This window comes from Bacteroides celer, assembly GCF_002632415.2.
Taxonomy (GTDB): Bacteria; Bacteroidota; Bacteroidia; order Bacteroidales; family Bacteroidaceae; genus Bacteroides.
Genome location: NZ_CP178209.1, coordinates 197,209 through 217,403, shown reverse-complemented (window position 1 = coordinate 217,403; position 20,195 = coordinate 197,209). Strand labels below are relative to the sequence as shown.

The window sequence follows — 20,195 nt, the reverse complement described above, 5'->3', positions numbered from 1 at the left end:
TGAGAAATAACAGTTAGCCTCTTTTTTGCTCAATATCGAGTCCTTTGAACTTCTTCAATTCTTCGGTCGATACCAGTTTATACAGCTTGTCACTGGGACGTATCTTATCCGATTTCATGGAGAAATGCTGTCCTTTCTTCACTGTTTGCACAGATTCCAAGTCAACACGGGCTTCTTCCAAAGTCATAAATAGGGCACCGGTAGTCGGCCCTGTAATGAGAAGCTTATCGCCTACACTTACTTCAGCTGCTTCTACCAGGAATTCGGAAACTCCGATATTAGAGAAGTATTTGATACCTTTACCTACATAAATCTTACGTTCCGTAGCTGCCGAACCATAATTCCTGGTCCATTCGCCCAAACGCTGTCCCAAGTAATATCCATCCCAGAAGCCACGGTTGAATACGGTTTTCAGGCGTTCATCCCAAGCCGCAATCTTTTCATCGGTGAATGTTCCATCCAAATAAGCCTTGATAGCTTCTTTGTAACATTCAACCACCGTACGTACATATTCAGGTCCACGGGCACGGCCTTCAATCTTGAATACACGTACACCGGCATCCAACATTTTATTCATAAAATGGATGGTCTTCAAGTCTTTGGGAGACATGATATATTCGTTATCAATATCCAGTTCCACATCCGTTTCCTTATCACGAACCGTATAAGAACGACGACATACCTGCATACAAGCACCGCGATTGGCTGAATGATTCATTTCATGTAAAGAGAGATAACATTTGCCCGATACAGCCATACAAAGCGCGCCGTGGCAGAACATTTCGATACGAAGTTGTTCGCCGCTCGGACCACAGATATGTTCTTCCTGTATCTGACGATAAATCTCGGCCACCTGTTCCAGATTCAACTCACGGGCCAATACTACCACATCTGCAAATTGTGCATAGAATTTCAATGCCTCTACATTGGAGATATTCAACTGAGTGGAAAGATGCACCTCCTGCCCTATCTGACGGGCATAATTCATCACTGCCACATCAGCTGCAATCACCGCAGAAATTCCCGCTTCCTTGGCTGCGTCGACAATGGTATGCATCAAAGGAATATCTTTATCATAGATAATCGTGTTGACCGTCAGGTAACTCTTCATCCCGTGTTCATCACACGTACGGGCTATTTCCCGCAAATCATCAATCGTGAATGTATTAGCCGAACGGGCACGCATATTTAGGTTTTCTATACCGAAATAGATAGAATCGGCACCTGCCTGGATGGCCGCAGCAAGAGATTCGCGCGAACCCACAGGAGCCATTATTTCAAAATCTTTCAAACTAAGACTCATAGAATATATACTTATTTGTATCAGTTAAGCAAATGAATGCGTACAAAGGTAGGCTTTTTTCCGTATTTTTGCAGCGAAAACAAGAAGTTACTTCAATCATAAACAGTAAATAGCAGATTCATATATGAAGATAGGCCAAATAGATCTGGGTAAATATCCCATCTTACTTGCTCCGATGGAAGACGTAACCGATCCGGCTTTCCGCCTGATGTGCAAGAAGTTCGGAGCAGATATGGTATACACCGAGTTTGTGTCGAGTGACGCACTGATACGTGCTGTCAGCAAGACTTCACAGAAACTAAGTATCAGTGACGCCGAACGTCCTGTCGCCATCCAGATATACGGAAAAGATACGGAAACAATGGTGGAAGCTGCCAAGATTGTAGAGCAGGCACAACCTGATATTCTGGATATTAACTTCGGATGTCCGGTGAAAAGAGTAGCCGGAAAAGGTGCAGGAGCAGGGATGCTACAAAATATCCCCAAGATGCTGGAGATTACCCGTGCCGTAGTAGATGCAGTGAAAATACCTGTAACAGTGAAGACTCGTTTGGGATGGGATGCAAACAATAAAGTGATTGTAGAATTAGCGGAACAGTTGCAAGATTGCGGCATCGCCGCATTGACTATACATGGCCGTACCCGCGCACAAATGTATACCGGAGAGGCGGATTGGACACTGATAGGCGAAGTGAAGAATAATCCAAGAATGCATATTCCCATTATCGGCAATGGAGACGTGACCAGCCCTCAACGCTGTAAGGAGTGTTTTGACCGTTATGGAGTGGATGCTGTAATGATCGGTCGTGCCAGCTTCGGTCGTCCATGGATATTCAAGGAAGTAAAACACTATTTAGAGACAGGTGAAGAATTACCTCCACTTAGTTTTGAATGGTGTATGGAAGTACTTCGCCAGGAAGTGGTAGATAGCGTTAGCCTGCTCGATGAACGTAGAGGAATTTTGCACGTGCGCCGTCATCTGGCCGCAAGCCCTCTATTCAAGGGAATCCCTAACTTCCGCAACACACGTATTGCGATGTTACGGGCAGAAACAAAAGAAGAGCTTTTCCGGATATTTGATGAAATCACTTCCCAACGCAAAGAAAATCCGGAAATTTAAATCAACACCTATTATATCTATTCTTCAGGAGCTTGTACTTGTTCCTGAAGAATAACATGATCTAATTAAACGTCAAGGTCTTTGGTTTCTATTTAAACATCGGCTGCGCAAACCACTTTTTGAACATCCAAGTTACGACTACATACAATAGGAATGCAGAGAAGAAACCAACAATGGCATCAATCACATAATGCGCCTGAATATATACGGTAGCCCCACAGAGCAACATATAGAAAGGTATAAGACAGGCAAACAACTTCTTGCTGCCACGCCAAGCCATAATCATCAGAATAGTAGAAATGCCTACATGCGAACTGGGGAATGCCGCCGTAGGACGTTCACCCACTTGCTGCGAGCCTTCCACCAAACTATAAAAAAATCCGTGCTGATAGCCCGGTCCGGGAAGTAACTCCTGATTATGATTGAAATAATCGCCGATAGCAGGAAAAATACCTTTAGATACATTATCAATACCAATGGCAGGAAAATAGAATTGAGGGCCTGCAACAGGAACGAATATATAAATCAGATAGTAAATAAAGAAAGAAGTGACAAGCACAAAAGACATCTTTTCGAACCACTCAAATTTATAAATGAAATAGAATAGAGCCACAATCAGCATCATCGGATAATAAAAGAAATATCCCATATTGAATGCCTCGCTGACTATAAGATGCGGAAACGTATGACAGAACCAAATAGCAGGCTGACCATTGAAAATAAACTGTTCGGCAGTTGCAAATACATGATCTAAATTCGGAAAGAAACGATTGAACTCGAAAGTATCCGGATACCAGTAAGACAGCAGACTCATCTGAATAACAATACGCACAAACGCCGAAAATTTACAGGGAGCAAGACGATAAAGATACATCAATAAAAAAGTCATAGCCGCGATCATCGCCCTATCCAGCAACATGTGCCATGGATGATCCATCCGCTGAAACAGGAACAGAATCAATATGGAAGTCAACAGATTATAAATCAATGTAATCTTTTCCACAGCAAACAACCCTTTCCGGGTTTCTATGCGCTTAAATAAGTCTAAAGCCATCCTTCATTTTTATACCAGGCAATGGTTTCCCGAACTCCCTTTTCCAAATCATATTCGGGCACATACCCCAGTTCATCCATTACCGGGGTTATATCGCATTGCCAGTTGCGTTGTTTCATTATCTTATATTTATCCGAATTCAGGGTACTGCTCCTCCCGGAACGTGTAGCAACGAATTCAGCGAACAAAGATATAACTTTTAGCACAATTAATGGACATTTCAAGTGAAGAACAAACGGATTACCCAATTCTTTTTGTATCAAATCCGAAAAGGCACGGCTTTTATAAACTTTCCCGTCTGTCAAGAAATACGCCTTACGAACTACTTTTTTCTCTATTCCCAGGAAAATAGCCTGCACAATGTCTTTCACATACACAAAAGTCAAATCCTGACGACGGAAACCAACCGAGAAATCAACGTGTTTCCGGATAGACTTTGCCATCAGATAATAATCAGCTTCACGAGGTCCATAGACTCCTGTAGGACGATAAATGACATAAGGGAAACCAGGCATACTCTGAATATACAACTCCGCTTTCAGTTTGCTCAATCCATAAGCAGTATTGGGTACCGCAGGGTCGTCCGCTTTTATCGGAGTATAGTCCTTCTCACGTACAGGTCCGAACACACTCAATGTACTGATATAGATAAACTGTTTCGGAACCATATTCAGCTCCTTCAACGTATCGATAAAATATTTGGTCTGAAGATAATTCACATAGTCAAAAGAGTGCTTGTCGGGGCACTTTGTAACACCGGCGCAATGAATGATATAATCAAATTTGTTATAAGTGCCTTTATGCCCGGAGAGTTGGGCACGAAGTTCATTAGGGTGCGCAAAATCCAGTTCCAGAAAGTGGATTTTCCGGTTTTTCAAATACCGCTTGCTACTCGTAGAACGAATCCCGGCCCACACACCAAACTTTCGTTTCAACGCTTCCTCCACGATGAAACTGCCGATAAAACCACTCGCGCCTGTAATTAAAATACTCTCCATTATTACTTTTCAGGTCCTACATGAATATTAATTGAAAAAATATGATGCCACAAAGATACGATAAATATAAAATAAAAGCCATTTTGCTTTTCTCAATTATTATTTGTTTATTTGCAACGCGATTTATTTACTATTCAACACTTTTAAAGCACGTGGAAGATAAGGCCGATTTTGATTTTCTTTTTAAAGAGTACTATCCTCAACTTTATTATTATGCATTTCACCTGATTAATAATATGGAGGCTAGCAAGGATATCGTAAGCGATGCCTTCGAATTTATCTGGACCAATTACGCAAAAATTGATAAAGCTACAGCAAGATCTTATTTGTATATATATGTCCGTAATAAAAGCATTGATTTCCTACGCCATCAAAATACACACGAACAGTATGTACAAATCTACTCCGAACTGACTAAAAGTTATGTGGAAACGGAATATCAGGAACAGGATGAAAGAATGATACACATCAGTAAAGCTATGGAGAAACTTACTCCGCACACGAGACACATTTTAGAAGAATGTTATATCCAGCGTAAAAAGTATCAGGAAGTAGCAGACGAGTTGAACATCAGTGTCAGTGCGGTAAGAAAACACATTGTGAAAGCTCTGCAAGTAATACGTGAGGAATGTGCAAAAAAATCATAAAGCAGGTGTCTTTATTCAGGTGATTAAACGTAATATAATAAGATTGATATAGTATCCGAAAGTGATGAATGAACATACTGACAATATAAATAATACAGAAGAATCTGTAAAGAAGGCACTCGACATCATGGAGAGTCCGGCGGAAATAAGTGACAAGCAATTACAAGAATTGCTTGAAGATGAAGAATGTCTGCAAGCTTGCCGTGATATAATGGACAGTAGCCTTTTCTTGCAACAAAAAGGCGGAGCGGAACTGCCGGACATAGAAGCGGAATTAGAACGGTTCAAAAAGAGGAAAGCCGCGTCGCGCATGCGTTCTATCCTGTGGAAGACCGGAATCAGCATTGCCGCCATGGTTGCCATTCTCTTCGGAAGCTATTATTTCATAAACATCCTGACAACGCCTTCCGTCGAACCTATAACAGTATTCACCGCCGATACGGCTCCCCAGCACATCATTCTTCAAAAAGATAATGGAGAAAAAATCATGTTGGACGAACCGATAGCAAACAATCAGATTCCACATAGAGCGGCAACTGCAAAATCTGAAAAGAAAGAATTAGATTACAGGCAAGTCATCTCGAAAACAACGCAGACGCATGTGCTTACCGTCCCCCGAGGTGAAAGTTTCAAGGTCGTACTGTGTGACGGAACAGAAGTATGGCTCAATGCCAACAGCAACTTTGTCTATCCCACAGCCTTTGTAGGTAAAGAACGGGTTGTCACTTTAGAAGGAGAAGCTTACTTTAAAGTAACCAAAGATCCCAACCGCCCCTTTATTGTAAAAACCCAAACTGTGCAAACCAGGGTTCTTGGCACTGAGTTCAATATTCGCAGTTATTCTCCCGAAGATACCCACGTAGTACTTATCAATGGAAAAGTGGAAGTCAGCAATACTCGGGGAGGTTCTTATACCAGGCTTTATCCGGGAGAAGACGCCCACCTGCAATCTGACGGCAACTTTGTACTCACCGAAGTGGACCTAGACTCTTATGTCTATTGGAAAGACGGGTATTTCTACTTTGATGACATCACATTAAAAGACATTATGCAAAACCTGGGACGCTGGTATAATGTAAATATCGAATTCAGAAATAAAGAAGCAATGAGCTATAAGATGCATTTCGTTTCTGACCGTTCCAAAAACTTGGAACACACTATTTCATTACTTAACAGAATGAAAAAAGTAACGGTAACCTTGCAGGGCAACACGCTTACCATAGACTAATATATTCTTGCATAAGTATAACAAAATCATGCAAGAAACAACAAATTATCACTTTTATTAAAAAATAATTCGCAAAAAGGGTATCCATTTTTTCGGTTCATACGCACTAGTATTATAAACATATTCAAACTAGTGTTATTAAATTGAAACGTATGAGAAAAAATTGGAAGCTACTCATTGTGTGTTTTCTATGCGTATTATGCTTTTTACCTTATCAGGTAAATGCCCAAGCACAACCACAAAAGAAAATCACGATTGAATTTAGCAACAAACGATTACCGTCCGTACTAAAACGTTTGGAAAAGATCTCCGGATACAAAATCCTTTTTACGTACGATGATGTCAAAAAGTACACAGTCTCGGGCTCCGCGAAGGATAAAAGCATCGAGCAGGTTCTTGATATTATCTTAACCAGCAAACCGTTGGAATATCACATCGAGGACCAATTTGTCACCATCAGCCTCAAAGGGCCTTCCAAACAAGCAAAAGTATTCAATGTAAAAGGCGTAGTCATTTCTGGTGATGATAACCAACCGCTCATCGGTGCAACAGTTCTCATCAAAGGAAGCAAATCCGGCGTATTGACAGATATAGACGGAAAGTTTTCGATAGAGAATGTATCGAACAAATCTGTTTTGCAATTTTCCTATATAGGAATGAAAGCGCAAGACCTTACTCCTTCTCCTACGATGAGCGTTACATTGATGCCTGATGTACAAACACTATCGGAGGTCGTGGTGACAGGTATGCAAAAGATGGACAAGCGCCTGTTTACGGGAGCGACTAACCAATTAACAGCGGACAATGTAAAACTCGACGGTTTGCCCGACATCAGCCGCGGCCTCGAAGGACGTGCGGCAGGCGTATCTGTACAGAATGTTTCAGGAACATTCGGTACGGCACCGAAGATTCGTGTACGTGGAGCCACTTCTATTTACGGAAGTTCAAAACCGCTATGGGTTGTCGACGGCGTTATTATGGAAGATGCTATTGACGTGGGACCGGACGACCTGTCTTCCGGTGATGCAGAAACATTAATCAGCTCTGCTATTGCCGGATTGAATTCTGATGATATCGAAAGCTTCCAAATCCTAAAAGACGGTTCGGCAACTTCCATTTACGGCGCACGCGCGATGGCAGGAGTTATTGTGGTTACTACCAAAAAAGGAAAGGCGGGAGTTAGTAAGATTAGTTATACAGGAGAGTTTACCACCCGTATGATTCCCAGCTACAATGAATTCAATATCATGAATTCACAAGAACAAATGGGTATCTATAAAGAGATGGAACAGAAAGGTTGGCTAAACAGCGGTGACCTCTTCCGTGCTAAAAATAGCGGTGTATATGGCCGTATGTATAAACTGATAGACGAATTCAATGAAAGTAGTGGACAGTTCGGACTGTCCAACACTCTTACGTCACGAAACTCCTACTTACGCGAAGCCGAGATGCGTAACACGAACTGGTTTGACGAACTATTTTCAAACAATATTTCACAAAATCATTCTGTCAGCATAACATCCGGTTCGGAGAAGTCTTCGTTCTATGCTTCATTGAGTGCCATGCTCGACCCGGGGTGGTATAAACAAAGCGAAATCAAACGCTATACTGCGAATATAAACACCAGTTATAACATATATAAGAATTTATCCATCAACCTGATTTCCAACGCTTCCTATCGAAAACAGCAGGCACCCGGAACGATGAATTCATCATTAGACGTTGCCTCAGGAGAAGTGACTCGTGACTTTGACATCAACCCGTATTCATACGCATTAAATACCTCACGCACGCTAGACCCTGCTGCTGATTATGTAGCTAACTATGCGCCGTTCAATATCCTGCGGGAATTAAACAATAACTATATCGAACTTAATGTAGTGGATGTAAAATTTCAAGGAGAGTTAAAATGGAAAGTTCTCCCCGAACTAGAAGTCAGCGCTTTGGGAGCCGTCCGCTACCAAACTTCTTCACAGGAACATAATATACTGGATGATTCCAATCAGGCCATAGCCTACCGTAGCGGACTGGATGATGCCACTATCCGTAAAGAAAATGACTGGCTCTACATAAATCCTGATAACCCCTATGCATTGCCAATCTCCGTACTTCCCGAAGGTGGTATCTACCAACGCCAAGACCGTAAAATGCTGGGGCTCGACTTCCGCTCCACTCTTTCGTGGAATCATTTGTTTGCGGACAAACATATTACCAATTTCTTTGCCGGAATGGAAATCAACGACCTGCAGAGAACCTACTCTTCTTTTCAGGGTTGGGGAATGCAATATTCTATGGGAGAAATTCCATCATATGTATATCAGTTCTTTAAGCAAGGAGTAGAAACCGGAAATAAGTACTACTCATTGAGCCATTCTCAAACCCGGAGTGTAGCAGGATTTGCGAATGCGACTTATTCATACGACGGACGTTATACCATCAACGGGACTTTCCGGTACGAAGGGACCAACCGTATGGGACGTAGCCGTTCTTCCCGCTGGTTGCCAACCTGGAATGTATCCGGTGCCTGGAATGTACACGAAGAAAAGTTCTTCAAATCTTTAGAGCCAACCATGTCCAACCTGACTCTGAAAGCATCATATTCGTTGACGGCAGACCGCGGACCGGCGGACGTCACCAATTCACAAGCTATTATCCGCAGCTATTCACCGTATCGTCCTTTTACCGACATTCAAGAAACAGGATTATATATTGAAGACGCTGAAAACAGCGAATTGACTTACGAAAAGAAACACGAACTAAACTTGGGGATTGACATTGGATTTATTAATAACCGGATCAATTTCTCTGCCGACTGGTACACTCGTAATAACTACGACCTGATTGGTCTTATTCCAACCCAGGGAGTAGGAGGAAACATCTATAAATTCGCCAATGTAGCCACCATGAAATCTTACGGAACAGAGTTTACCCTCTCAACCAAAAACATCAAGACAAAAGATTTCTCATGGAGTTCTGACTTCATTTTTGCACATGCAAAAAATGAAGTAACCGATTTAAAAGGACGTACACGCATGATGGAACTCGTTTCCGGAAGCGGATTTGCACGTGAGGGTTATCCTGTACGCGCACTCTTTTCTATCCCTTTCGCTGGATTGGATGAGAACGGAATACCACAATTTAACATCAACGGAACTGTAACCTCAACAGATATAAATTTTCAAGAGCGTGAAAAATTGGATTACCTAAAATATGAAGGTCCCACAGACCCGACTGTTACAGGTAGTTTTGGCAACATCTTTACATACAAAGGTTTTAAATTAAATATATTCATGACCTATTCATTTGGTAATGTAGTTCGTTTAAATCCTTATTTCAATTATAAGTACAGTGATTTAAGCGCCATGCCGCGTGAATTCAAAAATCGCTGGACACTTTCCGGAGATGAGGTCAAGACAAATGTTCCTGCTATACTAAGCAGCCCGCAATATGAAGCCAACCGAACCTTGTATCGAGCCTACAATGCATACAATTATTCTACAGAACGTATCGCAAAGGGAGACTTCATACGCATGAAAGAGATATCAGTAGCCTATGATTTCCCGCAAAAATGGATTGCTCCGGCTAAGATATCCAATTTATCCTTGAAGTTGCAAGCCACTAATCTATTCTTAATCTATGCTGACAAGAAATTAAATGGTCAAGACCCAGAATTCTTCAATACAGGTGGAGTAGCTTCACCCGTACCCCGTCAGTTTACATTAACACTAAGACTCGGTCTATAATTATTATATACAGATAAAAATGATCAATATGAAACATAAGAATATATTTTATACCTTGCTACTAATGACCGGAATAGCCATGAGTTCCTGCAACGACTTCCTCGACAAACTCCCGGATAACCGTACGGAACTGGATACGGAGCAGAAGATTGCAAAGTTACTTGTCTCGGCTTATCCCCAAGGAACAGCCAATGCCCTATTCGAACTTTATAGCGACAATACAGATGATAATGGAACCAGAGCCCCCTATTATAAAATTGCGGAAGAAGATTGTTATAACTGGAAAGATACCCAAGAAGAGTATCAGGATACCCCAAACTATTTGTGGGAAACATATTATGCAGCTATCGCCGCCTCCAATATGGTTTTAGATGCCATTCAACAACGGGGAAACCCGGCATCATTAGCCCCACAACAAGGAGAAGCATTAATATGCCGTGCTTACAGCCATTTTATGCTGGCCAATATTTTCTGCAACGCTTACAATTCCCATGCCGGTCAGGAACTGGGAATCCCTTATATGGAGGAGGTGGAAACAACCGTACTCCCGCAATACAAGCGCGGCACTTTAGAAGAAGTATATCAAAAGATAGAACGTGACCTGTTAGCCAGCTTGCCATTAATCTCTGACGACAGCTATTCTGTTCCCAAATATCACTTTACAAAAAAAGCCGCTTATGCTTTTGCTGCACGCTTTTATCTTTACTACATGCAGCCAGACTTCTCGAACTGTGACAAAGTAATAGACTATGCCACCCGTGTGTTGGGAAGCGACGCAAGTAACCAGTTAAGAGATTGGGAGTCATGGGGAAAACTGACAGCTAATGATAATGTACAACCTGATGCCTACATCGCATCAACCAATAAGGCGAACTTACTTATCAGTAGCACCGTATCTAATTGGGGAATCCTTATCAGCAACTACATGACCGGAAAACGTTATATGCACAACAAACTAATAGCCAGTAACGAAACCGCACAATCATCCGGGCTGTGGGGAAATGCCAATAACTTATATGTGAAACCATTCACCACCAGTGGATATGAATGTAGCTTCATACGTAAAAGTGGCATGTACGAGGGAAGTGACTATTACTACTATATGCCGATAATCTTCAGCACAGACGAGATATTGCTCTATCGCGCCGAAGCGTATGCTTTAAAGAAAAACTATACACAGGCAGCCTTCGACATCACAACCTGGCAAAAGGCATATACGAATAACAAAGCCACATTAACACCGGAAAAGATTAACGCATATTATGAAGAAATGCCGTATTACAACCCGCTAAAGTCACTGACACCCAAAAAGGAACTGCATCCGGACTTCACAATCGAAAAGGGCATGCAAGAAAATATAATTCAATGTATCCTTCATATACGCCGTATGGCTACTTTGCATGAGGGAATTCGCTGGCCCGACATCAAACGTTACGGCATCGTCATCTATCGCCGATTAGTCAGTGACGGTTATATGACAATAACAGACGAAATGCCTGCAAACGATCTGCGCCGCGCTATACAGATTCCTAGAAGCGTCATCCTGGCCGGTATGCAACCTAACCCAAGAAACAATGAATAAAGGAAAGGAGAAAGATATGAGAAAATATTATATATACGCATTGATAAGTATATCGACCTTCGGCATCGTAGCTTGCAACAACGATGATGAAATTGACCGTGACCATAGCATATTTACTACCGAACCGGTAGAATATAATAAATTCGATCAGTGGCTCCTTAAAAACTATACATATCCATATAATATCGACTTTAAGTATCGGATGCAAGATATTGAAAGCGATCAGAAGTATAAACTGGTTCCTGCTGATTATGATAAAGCGATTATGCTTTCCAAAATTATAAAACACGTGTGGATGGAAGCCTATACCGAACTCGCAGGTCCTAACTTCGTACGTTCATATGTACCTAAGACATTTCACCTGATAGGTTCGCCGGCTTATGACAGTAGCGGTACTATGGTACTCGGCACAGCCGAAGGAGGAAAGAAAATCACCCTCTACAATGTCAATGACCTTGATGTAAACGAGATTGACATTGAACTACTCAACAAATACTATTTCGAAACCATGCATCACGAGTTCGCACATATCCTGCATCAGAAACGAAACTATGACCCCTCATTTGAGAGAATCTGTGAGGGAAAATACATAGGGACAGACTGGTATCAAGAAGCAGACCGGGATGGTGGCAATACCAATGCATGGAAGCAAGGGTTTGTTACGGCCTACGCAATGAGTGAAGCCCGCGAAGATTTTGTTGAAAACATTGCCATGTACGTTACACACAATGAAACATACTGGAGTAACATGCTGGACAAAGCCGGAGAAACCGGCGCGAGCATCATCAATGAAAAGTTTGCTATCGTCTATAATTACATGTTTGAAACCTGGGGGATTGATCTTAACGACCTACGTGCCATTGTATTGCGCCGCCAACTAGAGATTCCCGAACTAGAATTAAACACTATTGAATAAATGTCTATGATTATGAAGAAAATATTATATTTCCTGTTAGCTTCCTTATGCATTAGCTTACAGTCATGTCTATATCAAGAAGACAGTTATTTTGATGATTCCTCTGCCAACCGGGCTACCGAAGATGTAGAACGTTGCAATGAATTATTAATGAACGCTCCCAACGGTTGGAAGTTGGAATACTATGCCGGAAAGAACTATTCAATGGGAGGAATTACATTACTTTGCCAATTTGACGGGAAGAATGTAAAAATCATGTCCGAAATAGGTTCTCTCAATGCCAAACCCGGAGCCGAAGCCACCTCACTTTACAAAGTGGTATCCGAGCAAAGCACCTTATTGACATTCGACACCTTCAATGAATTGATACACTGTTTCTCCGAACCTATTTTAAAACAGAACAGCAATTTCCAGGGTGATTATGAATTCGCAATAATGAGTGCTTCCGAAAATGAGATCATACTGCAAGGCAAGAAATATCAGAATAAAATGGTTATGACCCCAATGCCGGCAGACACCGATTGGAGCACATATATCAACGACCTCAACAAAATTGCCGATGAGGCTTTTCTAAATACTTATATATTAAAAGCGGGTGGAGAGAAGGTAGGAGAAATGGAACGCTACTCACGTGTTTTCGGCATTTCCACCCAAGCAGAGTATCAGGAAGCACCGTTTGTTTACACTCCGGAAGGGTTTCATTTCCGTCAACCGATAACGATCGGCGGAAAAGCATTACAGAATTTCAAATGGAATAAAACCAGAATGGCTTTTACCTGTACAGATGCAGGAGCCGAACATGTCAGTATCGAAGGAGTTTATCCCGAAGGGTACAAGAAATATGAAGATTATACCGGCTTTTACTACTTTTACTACAAAACACTGGAAATAGACGCTGCAGGTAATTTTAATTTTGTAGATGCCATGCCTTTCATAGTACAGCTAAAACAACTGGTAGATCAGAAAAGCTATATAATGATAGGTTCTGACTTAGAAGCAGACATCATAGTTACTTATGATAAAGCGATGGGCAAACTAACTCTCAAGCCTCAAAAAACAGGTGATATCACAGGAACCGGGCAATTCTACGGAACATATATCTTGGGAAACAACGAAGCTTATGCAATACCGGCGCATCTAGGAGCGGATTTCGGCTATATCGCATCTTATGCAGGTTATGACTATGGTTTAGTTTCAGAAACATCGGACGACGGCATCTTGTCTTTTGTCGAATATGGCACACTTTTCAGTTCATTAGTGGGAGAACCAGCCACTTCCTTTGTCCTGACAGCTTACAACTCTGACAAATACTCCAGTAGCACATATCTCGGATATTTAAGTTGGATGGATTCCATTAAACTAATGCCTTATTGAAATTAAGTTCAAGTAAACAGACAGATAATAATATGAAAAAAGTAATAAACATATTCCTATTCATCCTCTGCTTCACCGTTATCAGTTGCCATGACGATGATGCCGTCATTCCGGCATTGTCTATCATTAAGGCAGACACCAATCTAAAGGCAACAGGTGGAGAAGCAAGTGTACAAATACAAGCTATCGGGGAAGTCAAAGCTACGACAGACGTAGAATGGTGTAAAGTTACAGAAGTCACTACGGAAATCGTCAGACTTTCCGTTCTGGAAAATAAAGGTTATCCGGGTCGTTCGGCACAGATTATCATCACTAATGGCGAACATGCCAAGCAAGTTACTCTTATTCAGGAAGGCGCTATATTTATTTACGACAAATACGAACAAGTACAAAGTACGGATAATAAAGCGGCAGTCTTACCGATTAAACTATCCAGTTCATTTCCTATACAAGTGGTAATACCCGAAAAAAATAAGAATTGGCTGTCATTTACCCCTTCAGCAGACGGTGGCAACTTCATTGTCAGTGAAAATAACACAGGGAGAGCACGTGGCAGTGACGTGACAGTAACAGCAGGAGAGCGTACGTTAACCTATCAGATAATGCAATATGACGCCGAAAATTTTGTTGGCGATTGGAAAGGTGCATATGTAAATCAGGGAAAACAATACAGCTTACCCGAAGTTTCAATTTCAGTTCCGGACGAGAATGGTGTATATACTATTTCCGGTCTTTACAAGAATAGCACCTATGATTATAAGATACAAGCCACCTATCAAAATAATATGTTTTATGTAACAGCCGGACAATTTGTGGGCAGCAATGTTTCAACCGGTTTACCATTAAGCGTATATTTCTGTATTGTCGACGACATGGGACTTCCTCTATTTACTGCAGACAACAGCATAGGATTAATTCCGGTACTTTTATCCGACGGTTCCTTTGTACTCGCATTTGCAGATAATGGCGGCGTGCCGGGTGGAGTAGCAACCAAAATATCGTTTGCCGGTTTCCTCGGCGAACCTAGTCTCAATTCCTTCCAAGGTAATATAAGAATTTTAAGTAACTGTTTCTTTTTCTAATACCCCAAAAGAAACAATAGAAATAAACGACTAATATTAATCTTTTAATAATTTACATTATGACAAAGAAGTACACAAACTTTTTCCTTAGTGCTTTACTAGCGCTTTGCGTTATCACAGGTTGTGATGACAAAGATGATGATGCACCTGCAATAACAGTATCTTCCAATTCTGTTACGATTCTGGCTACCGGCGGAGAAGAGTCTATTGAAATCACCACCAACCAATCAGAATGGACTGCTACACGTCCTGAGTTGGATAGTTGGTGCACGCTAAAGACAAATGGCAATGCATTAAAGATCAGCGCATCTGCCAATGAAACAATAACCCCTCGTTCAACAATGATTACAGTTACTGCCGGAGTTGGTTCCAATGCAAAAACGCAAGAAATTACCGTGACACAAAAGGCGGCAGATCCTTCTTTGGAAATTACAGGAACACCTGTACATTTGGATGCAGCCGGAACTGCTATTGAATTGACAGTTACTACAAATACTGGTGTATGGAATGCCAGTCGTCCCGATGGCGATACTTGGTGTATCTTATCACAAGAGGGAGACAAACTAACTGTTTCAGCAGAAGCATATACAGTCAATGCAGAACGTAAAACAACTGTTACAGTAACTTATGGAGAAGATGCTTCTCTCACTCCAAAGACATTTGAAGTCACACAGCAAGGGGCAGCTCCGGTATATGCTATTGAAATACCTTCTGATTTCTCGACAGGTGATGTACAAAAAGTAATGTATCAGAATGTAAAAGTGGCAGAGGTTTGTCGGGAATATATCAGAATAGCGTCATCTTCTATTGACAAACAAATGATTGTAATTTATCCTGTAACAACAGAAGGCAAAACAGACTTAACCAAAGGTTTTACTATCCCCGATGGTGGTGCAATAGTTTGGGATATAGCAACCAACACATGTACTTATACCCCAGGTACAGAATCTGCTTTATCCAAAGTCTACCTGGCAGAAGGTGATTTTTCATCAACTACAACAGCGACCTCTCCTATTAATGCTATGGTAGAAGCCGAATTATTAACAGATACTCGCCCTAATGATACTAGATTTAATTATAAGATAGTAAAGATTGGTACACAGTATTGGATGGCTGAAAATTTGAAAGCACAGAACTATCTGAATGGAACCGAGATTCCACGTATCACAAATAGTACAGATTGGAATAGTAACACAACAGGAGCACATCGTCTCCCATTTGCTGATACACAGAGCTTTCTTACTTTCGGAGCTTTCTACAATGGATATGCTATGTATAATGAAGCTGGTCTCGCTCCTGAAGGATGGATTGTCCCATCAAACACAGAATGGGATAAACTTAAAAAATATATTGGAACCAATAGTGGGCAAAAAATGAAATCAAAATTAACCTCATATTGGGGAGGTACTACTGCCGGAGCAGGTACAAATATAACAGGATTCGATGCAATAGCAGCTGGTTTTTATTCTTCTGCAACTAGTGACGAAGAAAATGGCAAAAAAGCTACATTCTGGAGTACAACCAAAAGCCTCAACCTTATAGTAAAAAAACAAACCCCATGTTTTTATTATTTAGATTCTAGTAGTAAGATTTTTGTATATGGTAATGAACACGACTTCATTTTTGGTCATTCCATTCGTTGCGTCAGAAAATAACAAGTAATAAAAGCGAGCGAGCTAAGTTAAATTCTCTCTCTAACAAATAGAATTTAGCATTAATTGTTCATTAAAAGAGTTGTTTCCGCTGCGGAAGCAACTCTTTGCTTTCTTCCCCTATTCTCTTCCAAAGACAATTTTTCTTCCCCCAAAGTTTCCATAAGGAAAATAATCGTCTATCTTTGTAACTACATATTTTTAAAAGACTACATTATGGCGAAAAAGAAAGAAAAGAAAGAGAAAAAAGCCGGCAAGAGAATGAGTAAGAAAGAGCTGGCAGCGTTGTTAATAGACTTTTTCCATGCCAAACCCAATGAGACTCTAAGCATGAAATATATTTTCTCGGAATTGCGTCTCACCACCCATCCCCAGAAAATGCTATGCGTCGATATACTGCATGACCTTTTAGATGACGATTATATCAGTGAAATAGAAAAAGGAAAGTTCCGTCTCACCAATCATGGAACAGAGATGGTAGGCACTTTCCAACGGAAGAGCAACGGTAAGAACTCGTTTATTCCTGAAGAAGGGGGCGACCCGATATTCGTGGCCGAACGTAATTCCGCACATGCGATGAATAACGATAAGGTAAAGATAACTTTCTATGCCAAACGGAAAAACAGAGAAGCCGAAGGAGAAGTCATCGAAATACTGGAACGCGCCAACGATACATTCGTCGGCACACTGGAAGTAGCTAAGTCATACGCATTTCTGGTGACAGAGAACCGTACATTAGCCAATGATATTTTCATCCCGAAAGATAAGCTGAAAGGCGGAAAGACCGGAGATAAAGCCATTGTGAAAGTAACCGAATGGCCGGACAAGGCAAAGAATCCTATCGGACAAGTAATAGATATATTAGGTCAGGCTGGCGATAACACCACAGAGATGCACGCAATTCTTGCGGAATTCGGTCTGCCGTATGTATATCCAAAAGCAGTAGAGACAGCAGCAGATAAGATTCCTGCCGAGATTTCAGCAGAAGAGATTGCCAAACGCGAAGATTTCCGTAAGGTAACAACTTTCACCATCGACCCGAAAGATGCCAAAGACTTTGACGACGCACTTTCCATCCGTAAACTGAAAGACGGATTGTGGGAAGTAGGCGTACACATTGCCGACGTGACACATTACGTAAAAGAAGGCAGCATCATCGACAAGGAAGCAGAAAAGCGGGCAACTTCCGTTTATCTGGTAGACCGTACCATCCCGATGCTTCCCGAACGGTTGTGTAACTTCATTTGTTCACTCCGCCCGAACGAAGAAAAACTAGCTTTCTCCGTTATCTTCGATATTACGGAAAAAGGAGAAGTCAGAGACTCACGCATCGTACATACGGTTATCAACTCCGACCGTCGCTTCACCTACGAAGAGGCACAACAAATCATAGAAACAAAAGAAGGAGACTTCAAAGAAGAAGTACTCACATTAGATACGATTGCCAAAGCACTGCGCGAAAAACGCTTCTCTGCAGGAGCTATCAACTTCGACCGCTACGAAGTGAAGTTCGAAATTGACGAAAAAGGAAAACCAATCAGCGTTTACTTCAAGGAGTCAAAAGATGCCAATAAACTAGTGGAAGAATTCATGTTGCTCGCTAACAAGACCGTAGCAGAAAAGATAGGATGTGTGCCGAAGAACAAGAAAGCCAAAGTGCTTCCTTACCGTATCCACGACCTGCCCGATCCGGAGAAGTTGGAGAACTTGTCACAGTTCATCGCCCGCTTCGGCTACAAAGTGCGTACAAGCGGAACGAAGACTGATATTTCAAAATCCATCAATCATTTATTGGACGACATACACGGAAAGAAAGAAGAGAACCTGATAGAAACCGTATCCATCCGCGCCATGCAGAAAGCACGTTACTCAACCCATAACATCGGTCACTACGGACTAGCTTTCGAATATTACACTCACTTTACTTCTCCCATCCGCCGTTTCCCGGACATGATGGTACACCGTTTGGTGACGAAATATATGGACGGAGGACGCAGCGTATCCGAAGCCAAGTACGAAGACCTCTGCGACCACAGCTCGAACATGGAACAAATTGCAGCCAATGCCGAGCGTGCTTCCATCAAATATAAACAGGTGGAATTTATGAGCGAACGTCTGGGGCAGATTTACGACGGTGTAATCTCCGGCGTAACCGAGTGGGGACTTTATGTAGAACTGAACGAAAACAAATGTGAAGGTCTGGTCCCTGTTCGTGATCTGGATGATGACTACTACGAATTCGACGAGAAGAACTATTGTCTTCGCGGACGCCGCAAAAACAAAATATACAGTTTGGGAGACGCTATTACTGTTCGGGTAGCTCGTGCCAATCTGGAAAAGAAACAATTGGATTTTGAATTAATAGAAAAGTAAAAGTTTGAATATTCAAGCAAACTGAAAAGCTCATTCAACCCCTGATAACATTAGTACAGAAATACGATTGATTAGATAAATCTGTGAAAGTAACGAGAAAAAAGTTCGCATAGATTTGTGTAATCAGTCGTAAGTCTGTACTTTAGCGTATCATTTTGATTATTCTTACTATTATAACATTCATATATCCATGAAGACTGTCATTATCGAAGACAAACAACGAATCGAGTCCATTATCCTGCATTGCGATGCCTGTTTTGTGGGCATTACAGATTTAGAAGGTAATCCCTATGTAGTTCCCATGAACTTCGGTTATGAAAATGGTATCATATATCTGCATTCAGGTCCCGAAGGCAGCAAGTTAGAGATGTTGGAACATAATAATAATGTATGCATCACTTTCAGCCTTGGACATAAACTTGTCTACCAACACGAAAAGGTAGCCTGCAGTTACAGTATGCGTTCCGAAAGCGCGATGTGTCGGGGGCAAGTAGAATTCATCGAAGAGATAGACGATAAACGTCGTGCACTGGATATTATCATGCGTCATTATACAGACAACGCATTCAGCTATTCCGATCCTGCCGTACGTAACGTAAAAGTGTGGAAAGTAGCTGTCCGGCAGATGACAGGAAAAGTCTTCGGTCTGCGAGCCAACGAAAAGCCATAAAACAGTTTCCGGCTTTCGGCTAATGAATTTAACTTCATGTGCCACACCCGTTTAAGAAACGAATTCAGCATTCAAGAAGCATGACGGAGTATCTCCAAGCAAATTTCTCTAAACAAAAGTTTAGAACACTTTTACCCTCACACCCTCATCCTCTGCTTGTATCTCTTTATCCATCGGCATTACAGGTGTGAGGGTAAAGGTGATAGTAAGTGAGGGTAGGCAATTACCCTCACCCTGTTTCATTCTAAATGTTGTCCTACTTCCTTGTATTACATAGGAAGTGCAACCGGTATATATCTATTATCCCTTCATTATCCATCCGTTAAACCACCGATATAGTTAATTCACCACAGCCGTGGTGAGATCCTCCCACAGCCGTGGTAACTTCTCTTCATGGCCGTGAAGAGAAGTCGTCACGGCCGTGGGAAGCTAACTATATCGGTAGTCTGATGC

General features: G+C 41.6%; 15 protein-coding genes. 11 read left to right on the top strand and 4 right to left on the bottom strand.

The genetic code is table 11. The features are described 5' to 3' along the window. Positions 1 to 13: 13 nt before the first annotated feature. Positions 14 to 1,303 (bottom strand): peptidase U32 family protein, encoded by a 1,290-nt coding sequence (locus tag CJF29_RS00655; protein WP_074556574.1) that lies wholly within the window; start codon positions 1,301 to 1,303, stop codon positions 14 to 16. Positions 1,304 to 1,427: 124 nt separating this feature from the next. On the opposite strand from CJF29_RS00655, the gene dusB reads away from it, so the two are divergent. Further along, positions 1,428 to 2,423, top strand: coding sequence for a tRNA dihydrouridine synthase DusB (gene dusB / locus CJF29_RS00650; RefSeq protein ID WP_074635761.1), 996 nt, complete (start codon positions 1,428 to 1,430; stop codon positions 2,421 to 2,423). 88 nt (positions 2,424 to 2,511) lie between these two features. Here the strand turns inward: dusB and CJF29_RS00645 are convergent, their stop codons facing one another. Together CJF29_RS00645 and CJF29_RS00640 are read right to left on the bottom strand one after the other, a co-directional pair. After that, entirely contained in the window at positions 2,512 to 3,477 is a 966-nt protein-coding gene (locus CJF29_RS00645) for a phosphatase PAP2 family protein (RefSeq protein ID WP_004298541.1), read from the bottom strand. Continuing rightward, on the bottom strand, positions 3,468 to 4,475 hold the full coding sequence (locus CJF29_RS00640) for an NAD-dependent epimerase/dehydratase family protein (RefSeq protein ID WP_074556576.1): 1,008 nt from the start codon (positions 4,473 to 4,475) through the stop codon (positions 3,468 to 3,470). The genes CJF29_RS00645 and CJF29_RS00640 overlap by 10 nt, the downstream gene beginning before the upstream one ends. Positions 4,476 to 4,519: 44 nt before the next feature. Here CJF29_RS00640 and CJF29_RS00635 point away from each other — a divergent pair, with 44 nt between their 5' ends. The 10 genes from CJF29_RS00635 to CJF29_RS00590 all read left to right on the top strand — a co-directional run bounded on the left by CJF29_RS00635 (position 4,520) and on the right by CJF29_RS00590 (position 19,742). After that, a complete protein-coding gene (locus CJF29_RS00635; protein WP_081352643.1) occupies positions 4,520 to 5,122 on the top strand; it encodes a sigma-70 family RNA polymerase sigma factor in 603 nt (200 codons plus the stop codon). 64 nt (positions 5,123 to 5,186) lie between these two features. Next, positions 5,187 to 6,350, top strand: coding sequence for a FecR family protein (locus tag CJF29_RS00630; RefSeq protein ID WP_074556577.1), 1,164 nt, complete (start codon positions 5,187 to 5,189; stop codon positions 6,348 to 6,350). A 152-nt stretch (positions 6,351 to 6,502) separates the two neighbouring features. Beyond that, positions 6,503 to 10,093: a SusC/RagA family TonB-linked outer membrane protein gene (locus CJF29_RS00625; RefSeq protein WP_099146350.1), complete on the top strand. Its 3,591-nt coding sequence runs from the start codon at positions 6,503 to 6,505 to the stop codon at positions 10,091 to 10,093. Positions 10,094 to 10,121: 28 nt separating this feature from the next. Next, a complete protein-coding gene (locus tag CJF29_RS00620; protein WP_074556579.1) occupies positions 10,122 to 11,675 on the top strand; it encodes a RagB/SusD family nutrient uptake outer membrane protein in 1,554 nt (517 codons plus the stop codon). Between the two features lie 16 nt (positions 11,676 to 11,691). Continuing rightward, entirely contained in the window at positions 11,692 to 12,591 is a 900-nt protein-coding gene (locus CJF29_RS00615) for a putative zinc-binding metallopeptidase (RefSeq protein ID WP_074556647.1), read from the top strand. Between the two features lie 12 nt (positions 12,592 to 12,603). Then, a complete protein-coding gene (locus tag CJF29_RS00610; RefSeq protein WP_074556648.1) occupies positions 12,604 to 13,965 on the top strand; it encodes a DUF4302 domain-containing protein in 1,362 nt (453 codons plus the stop codon). Positions 13,966 to 13,997: 32 nt separating this feature from the next. Then, entirely contained in the window at positions 13,998 to 15,047 is a 1,050-nt protein-coding gene (locus tag CJF29_RS00605) for a BACON domain-containing protein (protein WP_074556580.1), read from the top strand. Positions 15,048 to 15,106: 59 nt separating this feature from the next. Then, positions 15,107 to 16,702: an FISUMP domain-containing protein gene (locus tag CJF29_RS00600; protein WP_074556581.1), complete on the top strand. Its 1,596-nt coding sequence runs from the start codon at positions 15,107 to 15,109 to the stop codon at positions 16,700 to 16,702. A gap of 213 nt (positions 16,703 to 16,915) precedes the next feature. Then, on the top strand, positions 16,916 to 19,072 hold the full coding sequence (rnr, locus tag CJF29_RS00595; RefSeq protein ID WP_074635764.1) for a ribonuclease R: 2,157 nt from the start codon (positions 16,916 to 16,918) through the stop codon (positions 19,070 to 19,072). Positions 19,073 to 19,262: 190 nt separating this feature from the next. After that, entirely contained in the window at positions 19,263 to 19,742 is a 480-nt protein-coding gene (locus CJF29_RS00590) for a pyridoxamine 5'-phosphate oxidase family protein (protein ID WP_004317010.1), read from the top strand. A gap of 120 nt (positions 19,743 to 19,862) precedes the next feature. On the opposite strand, the gene CJF29_RS00585 is transcribed toward CJF29_RS00590, so the two are convergent. Continuing rightward, positions 19,863 to 19,985: a hypothetical protein gene (locus tag CJF29_RS00585; protein WP_255299338.1), complete on the bottom strand. Its 123-nt coding sequence runs from the start codon at positions 19,983 to 19,985 to the stop codon at positions 19,863 to 19,865. Between the last annotated feature and the right edge of the window lie 210 nt (positions 19,986 to 20,195).